The organism is Mesorhizobium sp. M0983, from assembly GCF_040318975.1.
In the GTDB taxonomy this organism is placed as follows: Bacteria; Pseudomonadota; Alphaproteobacteria; order Rhizobiales; family Rhizobiaceae; genus Mesorhizobium.
This window is the reverse complement of sequence record NZ_JAMYNH010000001.1, coordinates 377,856-391,960: the sequence shown is the minus strand read 5'-3', so window position 1 is coordinate 391,960 and position 14,105 is coordinate 377,856. Positions and strand designations below refer to the sequence as shown.

Below are 14,105 nucleotides of genomic sequence, written 5' to 3'. Positions count from 1 at the left end.
CATGCCTGCTGAAGGTCCGCGCGCCGCCGTGCTCACTCCAAAATGGCTCACGATCATCGGCATCGGCGAGGACGGTGTAGCGGGTCTCGGCGACGAGGCCAAGCAGTTGATCGCGGGTGCCGAATTCGTTTTCGGCGGCAAGCGCCACCTGGCCCTCGTCGCATCGCTCGCCAAAGGTGAAGCGCGCGCCTGGCCGACGCCTTTCGATGCCGAAATGCGCGACGTGCTGGCGCTCTCCGGCAGACGCGTCTGCGTGCTGGCCTCCGGCGATCCCTTCTACCACGGTGTCGGCGTCACCCTCGCCCGCAAGGTCGCGGCGGAGGATATGCGGGTGATCCCCGCGCCCTCGGCCTTCTCGCTGGCCGCCTCACGCTTGGGCTGGGCGCTACAGGACGTCGAGACCATTTCGCTGCATGGCCGCCCGCTCGACCTGATCCGGCCGTTGCTGCATCCTTGCACCCGCATTCTGGCGCTGACCTCGGATAGCGATGCACCGGAAGCGATTGCCCGTCTCATGACCGAACTCGGCTTCGGCGCCTCGCGGTTGACGGTTCTGGAGGCGCTGGGTGGGCAGAACGAAAGGCTGCGCTCGGCGAACGCCGGCGCTTTCGACCTCGAAAAGATCAACCCACTCAACGTGCTCGCAATCGAAGTTGATTCGACCCCGCAAGCACGCGTCCTGCCACTGACATCGGGCCTTGCCGATCATTTGTTCGAGCACGACGGCCAGATCACCAAGCGCGAAGTGCGCGCCGTCACCCTGTCCGCTCTCGCGCCAAGGCGCGGCGAACTGCTGTGGGACATTGGCGCCGGCTCCGGCTCCATCGGCGTCGAATGGATGCTCGCGCATCCCTCCATGCGCGCCATCGCCGTCGAAGCCGATCCGGCCCGCGCCGCGCGCATCCGACACAACGCCGCGGCCTGCGGCGTTCCCGGTCTCGCCGTCGTTGAAGGTTCGGCACCGCAAGCTCTTGCCGGACTGGAAACGCCGGCGGCGATCTTCATCGGCGGCGGCGGCAGCGATGCCGGCGTGCTGGAAAGAGCCATCGATGCCTTACCCGCCGGCGGCCGCCTCGTCGCCAACGCGGTGACGCTGGAGATGGAGGCACTGCTGCTTTCCCGTCACGCTGCGCTCGGCGGCGAGCTCACCCGCATCGCCATATCCCGTGCTTCGCCGGTCGGTTCGATGCAGGCTTGGCGGCCGGCTATGCCGGTCACCCAATGGAGCTGGGTGAAGCCATGATGGTCGCGGGCATCGGCAGCCGCAAAGGCGTCAGCGCACGCGACGTGCTTGCTGCGGTAGAAACCGCGCTGGAGGCGCACGGGCTTGCCCTGCCCGCGCTTTCGGCGCTCGCGACCGCGTCTCTCAAGCAGGATGAAGCGGCAATCTTCGCCGCCGGACGCGAACTCCGCCTTCCGGTGATCGTTGTCGAGCAGGACGAACTCAAAGCTGCATCTACAACCAGCCACTCCAACCTATCACAGGAGCACGCCGGCACGCCGTCGGTTTCCGAAGCCTCCGCGCTTGCCGCCGCCGGCAAAGGCGCAAAACTGCTCGGACCACGCACCGTGCTCGGTGCTGTCACCTGCGCCATCGCCATCAGCGGAGATGCGGTATGACCGTCCATTTCATCGGCGCCGGCCCGGGTGCCGCCGATCTGATCACCTTGCGCGGGAGCCGTCTGCTCGGCAGTTGTCCCGTCTGCCTCTATGCCGGATCGATCGTCGCGCCGGAGCTGTTGCAGCACTGCGCGCCCGGAACGATGTTGATCGACACCGCGCCGATGTCACTCGACGAGATCGAGGCCGAATATCTGGCAGCCCACGCGGCCGGCCATGATGTCACCCGCCTCCATTCAGGCGACCTTTCCGTGTGGAGCGCCGTTGCCGAGCAGATCCGCCGGCTGGAAAAGCACGGCATCCCTTACACGCTGACGCCGGGCGTGCCGTCTTTTGCCGCCGCGGCCGCCGCGCTGCGCCGCGAGCTGACCATTCCGGAAGTCGCGCAAAGCCTGGTGCTGACCCGCATCTCCGGCCGCGCCTCGAAAATGCCGCCCGGAGAAACACTGGCCGGCTTCGGCCGCACCGGCGCCACGCTCGCCATCCACCTCGCCATCCACGCTGTCGACCGCGTCGTCGCCGAGCTGACGCCCTACTACGGCGCCGACTGCCCAGTCGCGGTCGTCTTCCGCGCCTCCTGGCCGGACGAGCGGGTGTTGACCGGCACGCTGGCGACCATTGAGGCGCAGCTAGGCGCGGATCCAATGGAACGCACGGCGATCATCTTCGTCGGCCGCTCGCTGGCGGCGGAAGATTTTAGTGAAAGTTCACTTTACGACGCCCACTACCAGCGGCGTTTTCGCGGACGAGACGGATCGTGAGCGGCAGCAATAGAAACACTACTGTCGAGCAGGCGCTCACCCGGCTGAACTTCAAGCCGCGCCAGCTGGAGCCCGGACATGTCTGGCTGGCCGGCGCCGGCCCTGGCGATCCCGGCTGCCTGACGCTGGAAGTGCTGGCCGCCCTCGGACAGTGCGACGCGCTGGTTTATGACGCGCTGGTCTCGCCCGAAGTCGTCGCCGTCGCCGAGGGCGCGGAACTGTTCTATGCCGGCAAGCGCGGTGGCAAACCATCGATGAAGCAGGACGACATCACCGCTCTGCTGGTCCGGCTGGCGCGCGAGGGCCGGCGCGTCGTCAGGCTGAAGGGCGGCGACCCCTATATTTTCGGGCGTGGCGGCGAAGAGGCGCTGGCGCTGGCCGGGGAAACCATCCCGTTCCACATCCTGCCTGGCCTGACGTCCGGCCTCAGCGCGCTGGCCGCCACCGGCATTCCCGGCACCATGCGCGGCATCAACAAGGCGCTGATCCTGGCGACCGGTCACGCCGCCGGCACCGATGACGATCTCGACTGGGCGGCCATCGCCCGTACCGGCCAGCCGGTGGTCATCTATATGGGCATGGCCAATCTGCCGCTGATCGCCGCCTCGCTGCTTGAGGGCGCGCTGGCGCCTTCGACGCCCGCCGCGGTAATTGTCGCTGCGACGACACCGCAGGAACGGATCGTCGTCGCCACGCTCGCCACCATTGCGGAAGAGGCAGCGGCCGCCGGTCTGACCTCGCCGGCGCTGATCGTCGTTGGCGGCATCGTCGCGATGCGCGCGGCATTGGCGGGTGAGTCATGACCCGCGCTATCATCATCGGCGCGCCGCGCTCGGGCTCGGGCAAAACCAGCGTCACCATCGGCATTCTGCGCGCGCTCGCCCGGCGCGGCCTGAAGGTGCGCGGCGCCAAATCCGGCCCGGACTATATCGATCCCGGCTTCCACGCCGCAGCCACCGGCCTGTCCGGCGTCAATCTCGACAGTTGGGCAATGCCGCCTGCCCTGCTCAACGCGCTGGCTGGTGAAGCGAACGAGGATGCCGAATTTATCTTTCTCGAAAGCGCCATGGGCCTGTTCGACGGGATTCCGGCTGCTCCAGGACGGTCCGGCTCGGCTGCCGACCTTGCCCGGCTCTACGGCCTGCCGGTGCTGCTGGTGCTCGACGTTTCCGGCCAGTCGACCACGGCAGCGGCCGTCGCCAAGGGTTTTGCCACCTACGATCCGGATGTGCGCATGGCGGGGGTCGTGCTCAACCGGCTCGGCAGCGAGCGCCACCGCCGGCTATGCGGCGATGCCATCGAGGCACTCGGGCTGCCTGTCGTCGGCGCTATCTTGCGCGATCCCTCGCTCAACCTGCCCGAGCGCCATCTCGGCCTCGTCCAGGCCGGCGAATATGAGAATCTGATGGCGCACCTCGACCGGCTGGCCGACATGGTCGAGCGCTCGCTCGACCTCGACGCCATCATGGCGCTGGCGGCGCCATTCACGCCCGCGCCGGGCAATTTCGGCGACGCGCTGCCGCCCCCCGGCCAGCGCATTGCACTTGCCGAGGACGCCGCCTTCAGCTTCCTCTATCCGCATGTCGCCATGCATTGGCGCAAGGCCGGCGCCGAGATTATTCCCTTCTCGCCACTCGCCGACGAAGCACCAGGCGACAATTGCGATGTCTGTTGGCTGCCCGGCGGCTATCCCGAGCTTCACGCCGGTCGCCTCGCCGCCGCGGCGAATTTCAGAGCCGGCATGGCGCGGTTCGCCGCTACGCGGCCGGTGCATGGTGAGTGCGGCGGCTTCATGGTGCTCGGCGAGGCGCTCGAGGACGCGTCGGGCGAGACGCATCGAATGCTTGGCCTGCTCGGTCATTCGACCAGCTTCGCCAAGCGCAAGATGAATCTCGGCTACCGCGAGGCGCGGCTGCGTTCCGGGTGCCCGCTCGGCAGCCACGGCACGCTGATCCGCGGCCATGAATTCCACTACGCGCAGATGGTTGCGACCGGCAATGACGAACCGTTGGCCGACCTTGCCGACGGACAAGGCAATCCGCTTGGTGCGTCGGGCTACCAGCGCGGCAATGTCAGCGGCACCTTCTTCCACGCCATTGCGAGGGGCGAGAGCATGATCCCGAAAAGTGGTAGCCGGTTTTCGGAATAGATCATGCTCAAACTCCAGATCCCCTCGCAACGGCAGCTGCTCGACGACATCGCGCTTTGCCTCGTCTTCTTTACCCGGCTGCCGCTGCCGAGAGCCGACTTCCGTGGCCGCAGCCTTGCCGCTGCGATCTGGGCTGCACCCGTTGCCGGTCTCGCCGTCGCTCTGGCCGGTGCCCTGGTCTACGCCGTCGGCACGAGGCTAGGCCTAGCCGAGAGCCCTGCTGCAGCGTTGACCCTTGCCGCGATCCTGCTCGCCACCGGCTGCCTGCATGAAGACGGGCTTTCGGATGTCGCCGACGGCTTTGGCGGCGGCAAGACGCGCGACAGGAAACTGGAGATCATGCGCGACAGCCGCATCGGTGCCTACGGCGCCTGCGCACTCAGCATCTCGCTGCTGATCCGCTGGAGCGTGCTCTCTGGATCCGCCGGCCCGGCCCCTGTCTTCTGGGCTCTCATTGCCGCGCATGCCGCCTCGCGCGGCCTGCTCGGCGCCTTCATGCACCTTTTGCCGCCGGCTCGCAGCGACGGCCTCTCGGCCGAAGCAGGCTTGGTTACGACTGAGACCGCTGGCATCGGTGCCGTACTCGGTGCGGTCGCGCTGCTGGCGCTTGGGTTCGGCGCTGCTATCTTCGCGCTCATCCTGCTTGCGCTTTTGTTTGCCGCCTTCCGCGCGCTGTGCATCAGCCAGATCGGCGGCCAGACCGGCGACACTGTCGGTGCCCTCCAGCAGCTCGGCGAGATCGCAATCCTGATCGTCGCTTCCGTTTCCCTTTCCTGACTCTGTTTCGGAGATTTTGTCCCCATGCCTTTCAAATCGCTCGATGAACTGCGCGCCGCCTGCCTTGACCTGCCCAACGGCAGCGACACCGCGGCCAATGCCGTCGCCCGCCGTCAGGACACGCTGACCAAGCCGCAAGGCAGCCTCGGCCGACTGGAGACGATAGCCGCCTGGCTGGCGCGCTGGCAGGGCCGCGACATGCCAAAGCTCGACCGCGTCAAGGTCTTCGTCTTCGCCGGCAACCACGGCGTCACCACGCAAGGCGTGTCGGCCTTCCCGTCGGAAGTCACCGTGCAGATGGTGGCGAATTTCGCCGGCGGCGGCGCCGCCATCAACCAGCTTGCCCGCATCGCCGGCGCCGATCTCGATGTTATCCCGCTCGACCTCGACCGTCCGACCGGCGATTTCACCCAAGGACCCGCAATGAATGACGAGGCCTTCCTCGCCGCTGTCTCCGCGGGCTACGACGCGGTCAGCAAGGATCTCGACCTCGTCTGCTTCGGTGAAATGGGCATCGGCAACACCACCCCGGCGGCGGCCATCTCAACCGCGCTGTTCGGCGGCGGCGCGGAAAGATGGACCGGGCGCGGCACCGGCGTCGATGATGCCGGCCTTGTGCGCAAGATCGTCGCCATCGAGGCCGGCCTCAAGCGCCACGCCGAGGCTCTCACTGATCCCCTGCAGATCGCAGCCACGCTTGGCGGGCGCGAACTCGCCGCCATCTTCGGCGCAACGCTCGCCGCTCGCCGTCTTGGTGTGCCGGTGCTGCTCGACGGCTTCGTCTGCACCGCCGCCGCCGCACCCCTGGCGAAACTGCACCCGGCAGGCCTCGCCCACACACTCGCTGCCCACGTCTCCGCCGAATCCGGCCATCGCCGCCTGCTCGAAGCGCTCGGCCTGCCGCCGCTGCTTGATCTCGGCATGCGGCTCGGCGAAGGCTCCGGCGCCTGCCTCGCCGTCAACATTGTTCGTTCAGCGCTCGAATGCCACGCCCGCATGGCAAGCTTTGCTGAGGCTGGTGTTTCGGAGACGTAAACGCTCGCAAAGTTTGGGCTGCGTCGATGAACGAACCCTCGCAACATTTCGGAAACCCCAAACAGGGGCTTCGCGATATTCTTGCTCGGATTATCGAAGATTTCGACAGCAAGAGCGGAGCTTTTGCTGGGTTGAAATACAATTCGCCGTGGATACTGGCCACGGCGGATTGGGCAGAGCGATCCGGCCATACGGTCGAAGAACTGTGCGAGATGATTTCTCAATGGCGAATTTCAATTTTTTCCGGCGAGCAGACAAATCCGAAAATCGTTCAGATTTTCGAAGATCTTCGCAGCGCTGCGGAGGAGTGGAGAACCGAGACGGACTATGTCGATCCGCCTACTCCCTATAACCCTGAAGAGGCAAAATTCCCTAATCGCAAGGAGCTGAAAGCCCATACCCTTAAGGCTTGGAGTTCTTTGGGGCTATCGACGCAATGGCATCAATACGATGCCCGAGACCTTAGTTTTAGCGGAATCTTCGAAGACAAATTTGGTCATGATATTAGATTCTCGATGACTTTCAAGCTAGCATACGGTGGCCCCGTAAGATTGTTCTTCCAATTTCCTTACTATTCGGAAGGCGATCCGAGACATCTAGACCTCTTTATGCTTTCAGGCTGGTTTGTCTGTCAGGACCTCCGTTTGCCCGAAGCACCCGACCTTAAATGGACCGTCGGTAAAAGCAGGACAAACTTCGATGCCGTCGACGGCGTCTTGGCCATAGTGCGGGCGATCCTCAGCTGTCTGCGGCCAACTATCCAATAGCGGTTGCATAAATGCGGCCACCCGACAGCGGCGAAACATCCCGCTTTCTAGGTCTTTCCACCAATTTTCTGAAAAATTTGGTGGGTGCGCACAGGATTGAACTGTGGACCCGCTGATTAAGAGTCAGCTGCTCTACCAACTGAGCTACGCACCCACTCGGCCGGCAAAACCGGCGTTGGCGGGCATATAGCCGCCGACATCCGCCATGTCCAGCCCTGCCGGATTCATTTCCCGACAAATCGCACCGGGGGTCTCGTCATCCCTGGGCGGAGCGAACGCGAAGCGGAGCGCAGACCCTGGGACCCGTGCCGTGACAGTCGTCGAAGAACGCAGCGACGCGGATTAGCATCCGTCCGCAAATGAGCAGAAAGACGGCGGCTTGTTGAAGTCCAGCTTGCACCGTCGGTGCGTTGCCGTCCGGTCACGGCATGGATCCCAGAGTCTTCGCGAGTCGCTTCGCTCCTGCTCCGCCCTAGGAAGACGAAGCGTAAGGTAGGATCAGACAAACAGCTTGCCTTCCGCCACCTTGACCGCATGGCCGCCGATGCGGGCGGCTGCCAGTTTGCCGCCTTCGACATTCAGTTCGAGGCGAATGCGCGACGGCCGGCCCATCTCCAGCCCTTGCTCGATCCACAGCTGCGACGCACCATCCGTCGGCCGGTCGAAATGCATGATCGCGCCGGCGAAGGCGGCGGCCGCCGAGCCGGTCGCCGGGTCTTCGTAGGAAGGGTTGCCGGGTACGACCATGCGGACATGGAAGGCGCTGTCGTGGTGCACCGTCTCGCGGCAATACACATAGGGGCTGGCGAAGGCCCATTCGCTCTTGCGCGGCGCCAGTTCCGTCCACGCCTGGTTGTCCAGCCTGATCCGGGCAGCCGCCTCTAGATTGGCGACGGGGATGGTCACGTAAGGCACTCCAGCCGACCAAAATGAAACGCGGTGGTTCTCGAAGCCGATCTCGTGCGGCCCAAGGCCAAGGGCCGCACCGATCGCCTCGGGATCGGCCGACAATTCCAGCTGCGCCGGCAGTTTTGCCAGGTCGAACTCGGCGAAGGTCGAACCATCGTGCTTGCTGACAGCGCAGCGCACCGGGCCGATATTCTCCTCGAGCACGAAGATGCCGGCGGCCTCTCCCGCCATTTCGGCGAGCGCTATCGCCGAGCCGACAGTTGGGTGGCCGGCGAACGGCATTTCATAGTCAGGCGTGAAGATTCGGATGCGGGCCCGGTGCTTCGGGTTGTCGGGCGGCAGCACGAAGACGGTTTCGGACAGGTTGAACTCGCGCGCCACCGCCTGCATCGCCGCAACGTCCAGCCCGTCGCAGTCGAGTACCACGGCCAGCGGATTGCCGGCCAGCCGGGTGGTGGTGAATACGTCGTAAAGCAAGTAATTCCGCTTCTGCATTTCAGTAAGTCCTCTGCCTCATTCCCAACATGAGCGAAATTTAATTTGAATTTTGAACCATTAGGCCTGATTTGTGCACTGATGGGACATCACTGAACATAGGGGTCCGGCGTGGACCAGATTGTCAATCTGCCAAAGACGGATTCCACTTCCGCCATCGAGACGGCGCTCGGGCTTGACCACCAGGGCCTGAAGACAAAACGCCGTCGCGGTTGGCTTTACGCAGTGTTCGCACTGCTTGCCGTCGCCGCGGCTTTTGCCGGCTATGAGTGGTACGCGGGCTCGCCCGCCAAGATCGAGTATACCACGACACTGGCTGCCATGGCCGATCTTACCGTCGCGGTTTCGGCTACTGGCACGCTGCAGCCCCTCACCCAGGTCGATATTTCCAGCGAACTCTCCGGCGTCGTCCGCTCGGTCTCGGTCAACGAGAACCAGCTGGTGAAGAAGGGCGATGTGCTGGCCGCGCTCGACACTGCCAAGCTGGAGGTCCAGATCGAGCGCGCCCAGGCCTCCGCCAAGGCGGCGGCGGCGAGCGTCGAGGACGCCACCGTGACCCTGGCCGAAAACGAAAAGGGCCTGGTGCGCGCGGCGCAATTGACCAAGCGCGGCATGGCGACGGACCAGTCGCTTGAAGCGGCAACCGCCACGCGCGACCGCTCGAAGGCGGCGCTCGATATCGCCAGAGCCAACCTCGCCATGGCCAATGCCGATCTCAAGGCGCAGCAGACGGATCTTGCCAAGAGCACCATCTACGCTCCCATCGACGGCATCATATTGACGCGCTCGGTCGACCCCGGCCAGACGGTCGCCTCGTCGCTGCAGGCGCCGGTGCTGTTCGTCATCGCAGCGGATCTGAAGAACATGGAGCTGAAGGCTGCGGTCGACGAGGCCGACATCGGCGCCGTCAAACCCGGCCAGCATGCGCGCTTCACCGTCGATGCGTTCCCTGAACGGCCATTCGACGCCGAAATCCGCGACATTTCCTATGCCTCGGTCACTACCGACGGCGTCGTCACTTACGATGCAAGGCTGGATGTCGACAACAGCGAGCTTCTGTTGCGGCCCGGCATGACCGCCACCGTCTCGGTCGTCACCAAGCAGGCCAAAAACGTGCTAACCGTGCCGTCCATCGCCTTCCGCTACCGGCCGGCGCAGACGGCGGAGCGCGGTTGGAGCCTCACCGACCTGTTCACTGGCCGCATGGGACGCCCCGGAGGCAACCGCCAGCGCCAGGCGGCGACGAAGCCCACCGACGGCTCGCGCACGCTCTACGTGCTGGAGAATGGGCGGCCGCATCCGGTCAACGTCAAGGTCGGCTCGACAGATGGCGAACTGACCGAGATCGTTTCCGGCCTCGAGGAAGGCGCGCAAGTCATTACCGCCTCGCAGCAGAGGAGCTGATCGTGGCATCCGGCGCGACCCTCATCGGCTTCGACAAGGTCTGCAAAAGCTATGGCCAGGGCGAAGCCCGGGTGCATGCGCTGGCCGGCGTCGACCTCGCCATCAGGCGCGGCGAATTCGTCGCCATCATGGGCCCGTCCGGCTCGGGCAAATCGACGGCCATGAACATCATTGGCTGCCTCGACACGCCGACGGCCGGGACCTACAGCTTCGAAGGCATCGACGCCGGCCGTCTCGACCGCAACCGCCGTGCTCAGCTGCGCAATCTTTATGTCGGCTTCGTTTTCCAGGGCTATAATCTGTTGCCGCGCACCACGGCGGCCGAGAATGTCGAACTGCCGCTGATCTATCGCGGCGTCGGTGCCCGCGAGCGCCGCGGCCTGGCCATGCAGGCACTTGCCGAGGTCGGCCTTATCGGCCGCGAGCATCATACGCCGGCCGAGCTGTCCGGCGGCCAGCAGCAGCGCGTGGCGATCGCGCGCGCCATCGTCACCAGGCCGACGCTGCTCGTCGCCGACGAACCGACCGGCAATCTCGACACCGCCCGCACGCACGAGATCATGGAGCTCCTGACGCAGTTGAATACCGAGCTCGGTCTGACCATCGCGATGGTCACGCACGAAGCCGATGTTGCCGGCTGTGCGCAGCGCACGATCCGTTTCCTCGATGGCCATGTCGCCTCGGACACAGCCAATCTCGAGATGGCCTAGCCATGATCTGGGAAACCGTTCGCCTCTCGCTCCGCTCCATCCGCCGCAACGTGCTGCGCTCGTTCCTGACACTGCTCGGCATCGTCATCGGCGTCGCCGCCGTTATCGCCATGCTGACCATCGGCTCGGGCACCACCGAGAAGGTCAAGTCCGACATTTCCAAGCTCGGCAGCAACCTGCTCGTCATTCGTTCCGGCCGGCCGGCCGGACCCGGCGGCCCGGGAGGGCTCGACCAGGTGGTCCGGCCTCTTGCCGACAAGGACTTCGTCGCGCTTGTCGCGCACCTGGACGGCGCGCGCGCCATCTCGCCGGCGTCGCAAAAGCAGGTGCGCGTCATTTTCGGCACCGAAAGCCTGACCTCGGGCGTCACCGGCACCGACAGCGCCTATCTCGATGCCCGCGACTGGAAGCTGGTCTCGGGCCGCCCCTTCAGCGATTCGGAAACCCGCTCCGGCACCGGCGTCTGCCTCGTCGGCGAGACGGTGCGCCAGCAGTTCTTCGGCGCCGGCGATCCCGAAGGCGAGATCATCCGCGTCAACCGCACCTCCTGCAAGATCATCGGCCTGCTCGAACCGAAGGGCTATACCGGCTTCGGCCAGGACCAGGACAATGTCGTGCTGATGCCGCTTGCCGCCTATCAGCGTCGCATTGCCGGTAATCGCGACATCGACTCGATCTATGTCGCCGCCGACGACCGTACGCTGACCACGGTGCTGCAGCAGCGCGTCGAGGACATCTTGCGCGACACACGCCGCATCACGCCCGACCGTGACGATGATTTCTCGATCCGCGACATGACCCAGATCGCCGATGCCATGGCCAGCGCGACCACCACCATGACTGGCATGCTCGGCGCCGTCGCCGGCGTCAGCCTGCTCGTCGGCGGCATCGGCATCATGAACATCATGCTGGTGTCGGTAACCGAGCGCACGCGCGAGATCGGCATCAGGCTCGCCATCGGCGCCCACGAAAAGCATATCCTCATCCAGTTCCTGGTCGAGGCAACCGTGCTGTCGCTGCTTGGCGGCATCATCGGCATCCTGATCGGCCTGGCGCTTGCCGGCCTTGCCTCGCTGACGCTGACGATCCCGTTTGCGCCAAGCCCGGCGGTCATCCTGCTTGCGGTCGGCTTCTCCGCGCTGATCGGAATGGTGTTCGGCTTCTTCCCGGCGCTGCGCGGCGCGCGGCTTAACCCGATCGACGCGCTGAGACATGAGTAGGCGTTGCAGCAAGTGTCGCCTCCAGACGCTGCCGATTTTTTATGCAACCTGCCCTTGTCGCAGCACATTCTGCAATGATAACAATGCTGTTGGGGACTAAGGGGGAACAATGGATGAGCAAGAAAGCGCGACTGGCTCTGGCGATTGTGATCGTCGAAGCCGCCTTGGCAGGGCTTTGGTGGAATTTGATCCTTTATGGGATGGAGAATCCCGATCGCGTCACCGCTGACTTCCAGCAGGTAATTGGGCAGACGATGGGAACGGCGATGGGGGCGCTCCTGGGTCTCGGCGTGCTGTTGTATTTTGTCGCCGCCCGCAACGACCGCAAGGCTATTGAAGGCAGGCTACGACGTTAGAGTCGGAAGCCTTGCTCGCTCGCAAAGTGCCATTCGATCAGCGGTCTCATATGCGGCATCAGCCCGTCCGGCAGATCGGCGGCATTGCGGATGATGACGGGGCCTTCGATTTCAGGCTCTGACTCGGCGGCGACGAAAGCGCTGATCCGCTGTGCCAGGTCGTCGGCGGAGGCCGTCTCGCGGTAGCGGCGAAAGATCACCGTGCCGCTTGCCGTCGACAGGGCGTAATGGTGCCTGCCGCGTGCCGCGCCTGATAGGTCGAGGCCGGTCTCTTCCCGCACCTCGCGGATCATGTTGAAGTCGACGTCGACAAGGCCGTCGTGGAAATCGGTTGGCTCGAACGAACCGGCGGCGAAGTAGACGCGCCCGGCATTGACCGTATGCGGCGCCATGCGGATCGCCACCAACGCGTTGTCGCCGGCGACCAGCATGGCGTGCGCGTAGGCATGTTCGGCGCCAGGCACCTGCCTATTGCTGCGCCAAAGCATGAAGGTCGAATAACGCACCGCATGGCAGCGGCCGACGAGGCGATTGTCGCGATAGCTGAGAGCGGAAAGCAGCACCACGGTGCCGTCAAAAAGCGCCGGCTTGGCTGCGGTCTCACGCCGCCAGTTTGCGGCGATCGCCTCGGCATTATCGCGCTCGAACGGATGTGGGCCGGGATCGAGCCTGACGTCGATGGCATCGACCGGCAGGATGACGTTGCGCGGCAGGTCGAAACTCACGCGTGTCTCACGCCATGTCGAGGGCAATTGCTACCGGGCAATGGTCGGATGCCTTAGGCCGGTCCCACCCGGCGCGTGGAAAGCGCTCGACCTCCTGGCCTGCCGGAAATATGGTCCGCCAGGGCTGGCCGTTGCGGATGATATCGGGAACGGCGGTGGCGTTCTGCCTGGCTAGCGCCCTCGACAAAAGGATGTAGTCGAGTTGGCAGAGATGCCGCTCTTCCGGTCCGCGCGTGTGATAGAAAGTCCAGCGATCCATTTCCGGCCGCCGCTCGACCGCGTTTTCGCAAAAACCGCCGGCAGTGAGCACGTCGATGCAGGACCGGGTCTCGTCGATGACCTCGAAGCGATAGCCGTCGACGGCATCGCCGGTAATCTTCACGCGCTGCCGGTAGTCGTTCATGTCGCCGCAGATTGCCCAGCGTTTGTCGGCGGCATGGTCCTTGCCGAAGCGCTCCTCAATGATCCGCCGCACCGCTTGCGCCTCGGCGATGCGCAGCGGCATTGTTGCTTCACGGCCGTCGAGGCCGTTGCGGGGAGAGCCCATCGACTTGAAATGCACGAGATAGAGTGTCAACGGCGCGCCAGCCACCGTCAGATCGATTTCCAGGCAGTCGCGCCGGAAGATGCGTTCATTGGCCTGATGTCCAAGCGCTGCCAATTCCGCCGTGTGCAGCCCGAATTGCTCGAACGTGACATAGGCGTAGCTGGTCATACGCACGAATTCGATCGGCTGGCCCTGCGCGGTCTCGTTGCGCATCATCACGGCGACGTCAATGCCGCGCGAATCATTGCCGGCGGTGGTGTATTTCTGCCGGTAGCCTTGCCCCACCATCTTGAACAGATAGCCATATTCGAAGGCCCTCAGCGCCTCGATATTGTCGACCTCCTGCATGCAGATGATGTCGGCGCGGGTGGCCGCGATCGCCAGTGCCGTCAACTGCCGCGTGTCGTCAGACTGCGCGATCGCCCGCGCCTGCTCGAGCATCTTGTATTCGGCCTCGCTCTGGATGTCGAAAAGCGCCAGCGTGCGATCTTCGTTGAGCTGATTGCGGTATCCGGAATAATCAAACCTGTTCATCAGGTTTTCGACGTTGAATGTGGCAAGGCGCAGCGACATGGCTTTGACCTTTGCCCGCAAGCGCGCTCGAAAACAAGGGCGTAGAACCCAGGCGGC

Annotated in this window: 15 protein-coding genes and 1 tRNA gene; 12 read left to right on the top strand and 4 right to left on the bottom strand. The window is 64.6% G+C overall.

Annotated features, from left to right (window positions below; translation table 11 throughout):
- The first annotated feature begins 1 nt into the window (after position 1).
- From cbiE to NKH71_RS02020, 8 genes are read left to right on the top strand one after another with little or no spacing between them, the layout of a single operon-like run.
- Positions 2-1,243, top strand: a complete 1,242-nt coding sequence (gene cbiE, locus NKH71_RS02055; RefSeq protein ID WP_352483035.1) for a precorrin-6y C5,15-methyltransferase (decarboxylating) subunit CbiE — start codon at positions 2-4, stop codon at positions 1,241-1,243.
- Positions 1,240-1,620 (top strand): cobalamin biosynthesis protein, encoded by a 381-nt coding sequence (locus NKH71_RS02050; protein WP_023720761.1) that lies wholly within the window; start codon positions 1,240-1,242, stop codon positions 1,618-1,620. Before cbiE ends, NKH71_RS02050 begins: the two co-directional genes overlap by 4 nt.
- Positions 1,617-2,381, top strand: a complete 765-nt coding sequence (cobM, locus tag NKH71_RS02045; protein ID WP_352496381.1) for a precorrin-4 C(11)-methyltransferase — start codon at positions 1,617-1,619, stop codon at positions 2,379-2,381. Before NKH71_RS02050 ends, cobM begins: the two co-directional genes overlap by 4 nt.
- Positions 2,378-3,184, top strand: coding sequence for a uroporphyrinogen-III C-methyltransferase (gene cobA / locus NKH71_RS02040; RefSeq protein WP_023720763.1), 807 nt, complete (start codon positions 2,378-2,380; stop codon positions 3,182-3,184). Before cobM ends, cobA begins: the two co-directional genes overlap by 4 nt.
- Positions 3,181-4,530 (top strand): cobyrinic acid a,c-diamide synthase CobB, encoded by a 1,350-nt coding sequence (locus NKH71_RS02035; protein ID WP_352788431.1) that lies wholly within the window; start codon positions 3,181-3,183, stop codon positions 4,528-4,530. Before cobA ends, NKH71_RS02035 begins: the two co-directional genes overlap by 4 nt.
- Before the next feature lie 3 nt (positions 4,531-4,533).
- The gene (locus NKH71_RS02030) at positions 4,534-5,307 is read left to right on the top strand and encodes an adenosylcobinamide-GDP ribazoletransferase (protein ID WP_352894207.1); all 774 of its coding nucleotides are present in this window, start codon (positions 4,534-4,536) and stop codon (positions 5,305-5,307) included.
- Positions 5,308-5,331: 24 nt separating this feature from the next.
- Positions 5,332-6,342 (top strand): nicotinate-nucleotide--dimethylbenzimidazole phosphoribosyltransferase, encoded by a 1,011-nt coding sequence (cobT, locus tag NKH71_RS02025; RefSeq protein WP_352788433.1) that lies wholly within the window; start codon positions 5,332-5,334, stop codon positions 6,340-6,342.
- A 26-nt stretch (positions 6,343-6,368) separates the two neighbouring features.
- Positions 6,369-7,109 (top strand): hypothetical protein, encoded by a 741-nt coding sequence (locus tag NKH71_RS02020; RefSeq protein ID WP_023720767.1) that lies wholly within the window; start codon positions 6,369-6,371, stop codon positions 7,107-7,109.
- Positions 7,110-7,187: 78 nt separating this feature from the next.
- Here the strand turns inward: NKH71_RS02020 and NKH71_RS02015 are convergent.
- A tRNA-Lys gene (locus NKH71_RS02015) sits at positions 7,188-7,263 on the bottom strand.
- Between the two features lie 344 nt (positions 7,264-7,607).
- On the bottom strand, positions 7,608-8,513 hold the full coding sequence (locus NKH71_RS02010; protein WP_352788435.1) for a PhzF family phenazine biosynthesis protein: 906 nt from the start codon (positions 8,511-8,513) through the stop codon (positions 7,608-7,610).
- A gap of 111 nt (positions 8,514-8,624) precedes the next feature.
- On the opposite strand from NKH71_RS02010, the gene NKH71_RS02005 reads away from it, so the two are divergent.
- The 4 genes from NKH71_RS02005 (at position 8,625) to NKH71_RS01990 (ending at position 12,203) form a co-directional block, all read left to right on the top strand.
- On the top strand, positions 8,625-9,917 hold the full coding sequence (locus NKH71_RS02005; protein WP_352639666.1) for an efflux RND transporter periplasmic adaptor subunit: 1,293 nt from the start codon (positions 8,625-8,627) through the stop codon (positions 9,915-9,917).
- Between the two features lie 2 nt (positions 9,918-9,919).
- Positions 9,920-10,627, top strand: a complete 708-nt coding sequence (locus tag NKH71_RS02000; protein ID WP_352495192.1) for an ABC transporter ATP-binding protein — start codon at positions 9,920-9,922, stop codon at positions 10,625-10,627.
- 2 nt (positions 10,628-10,629) lie between these two features.
- Complete coding sequence (locus tag NKH71_RS01995) at positions 10,630-11,847, top strand: ABC transporter permease (protein ID WP_352639668.1); 1,218 nt, start codon at positions 10,630-10,632, stop codon at positions 11,845-11,847.
- A 113-nt stretch (positions 11,848-11,960) separates the two neighbouring features.
- Entirely contained in the window at positions 11,961-12,203 is a 243-nt protein-coding gene (locus NKH71_RS01990) for a hypothetical protein (RefSeq protein WP_023720771.1), read from the top strand.
- Here NKH71_RS01990 and NKH71_RS01985 read toward each other — a convergent pair.
- Together NKH71_RS01985 and NKH71_RS01980 are read right to left on the bottom strand one after the other, a co-directional pair.
- Positions 12,200-12,928 (bottom strand): hypothetical protein, encoded by a 729-nt coding sequence (locus tag NKH71_RS01985; RefSeq protein WP_023720772.1) that lies wholly within the window; start codon positions 12,926-12,928, stop codon positions 12,200-12,202. The genes NKH71_RS01990 and NKH71_RS01985 overlap by 4 nt on opposite strands.
- A gap of 7 nt (positions 12,929-12,935) precedes the next feature.
- The gene (locus NKH71_RS01980) at positions 12,936-14,048 is read right to left on the bottom strand and encodes an endonuclease/exonuclease/phosphatase family protein (RefSeq protein ID WP_023720773.1); all 1,113 of its coding nucleotides are present in this window, start codon (positions 14,046-14,048) and stop codon (positions 12,936-12,938) included.
- Positions 14,049-14,105: the final 57 nt, after the last annotated feature.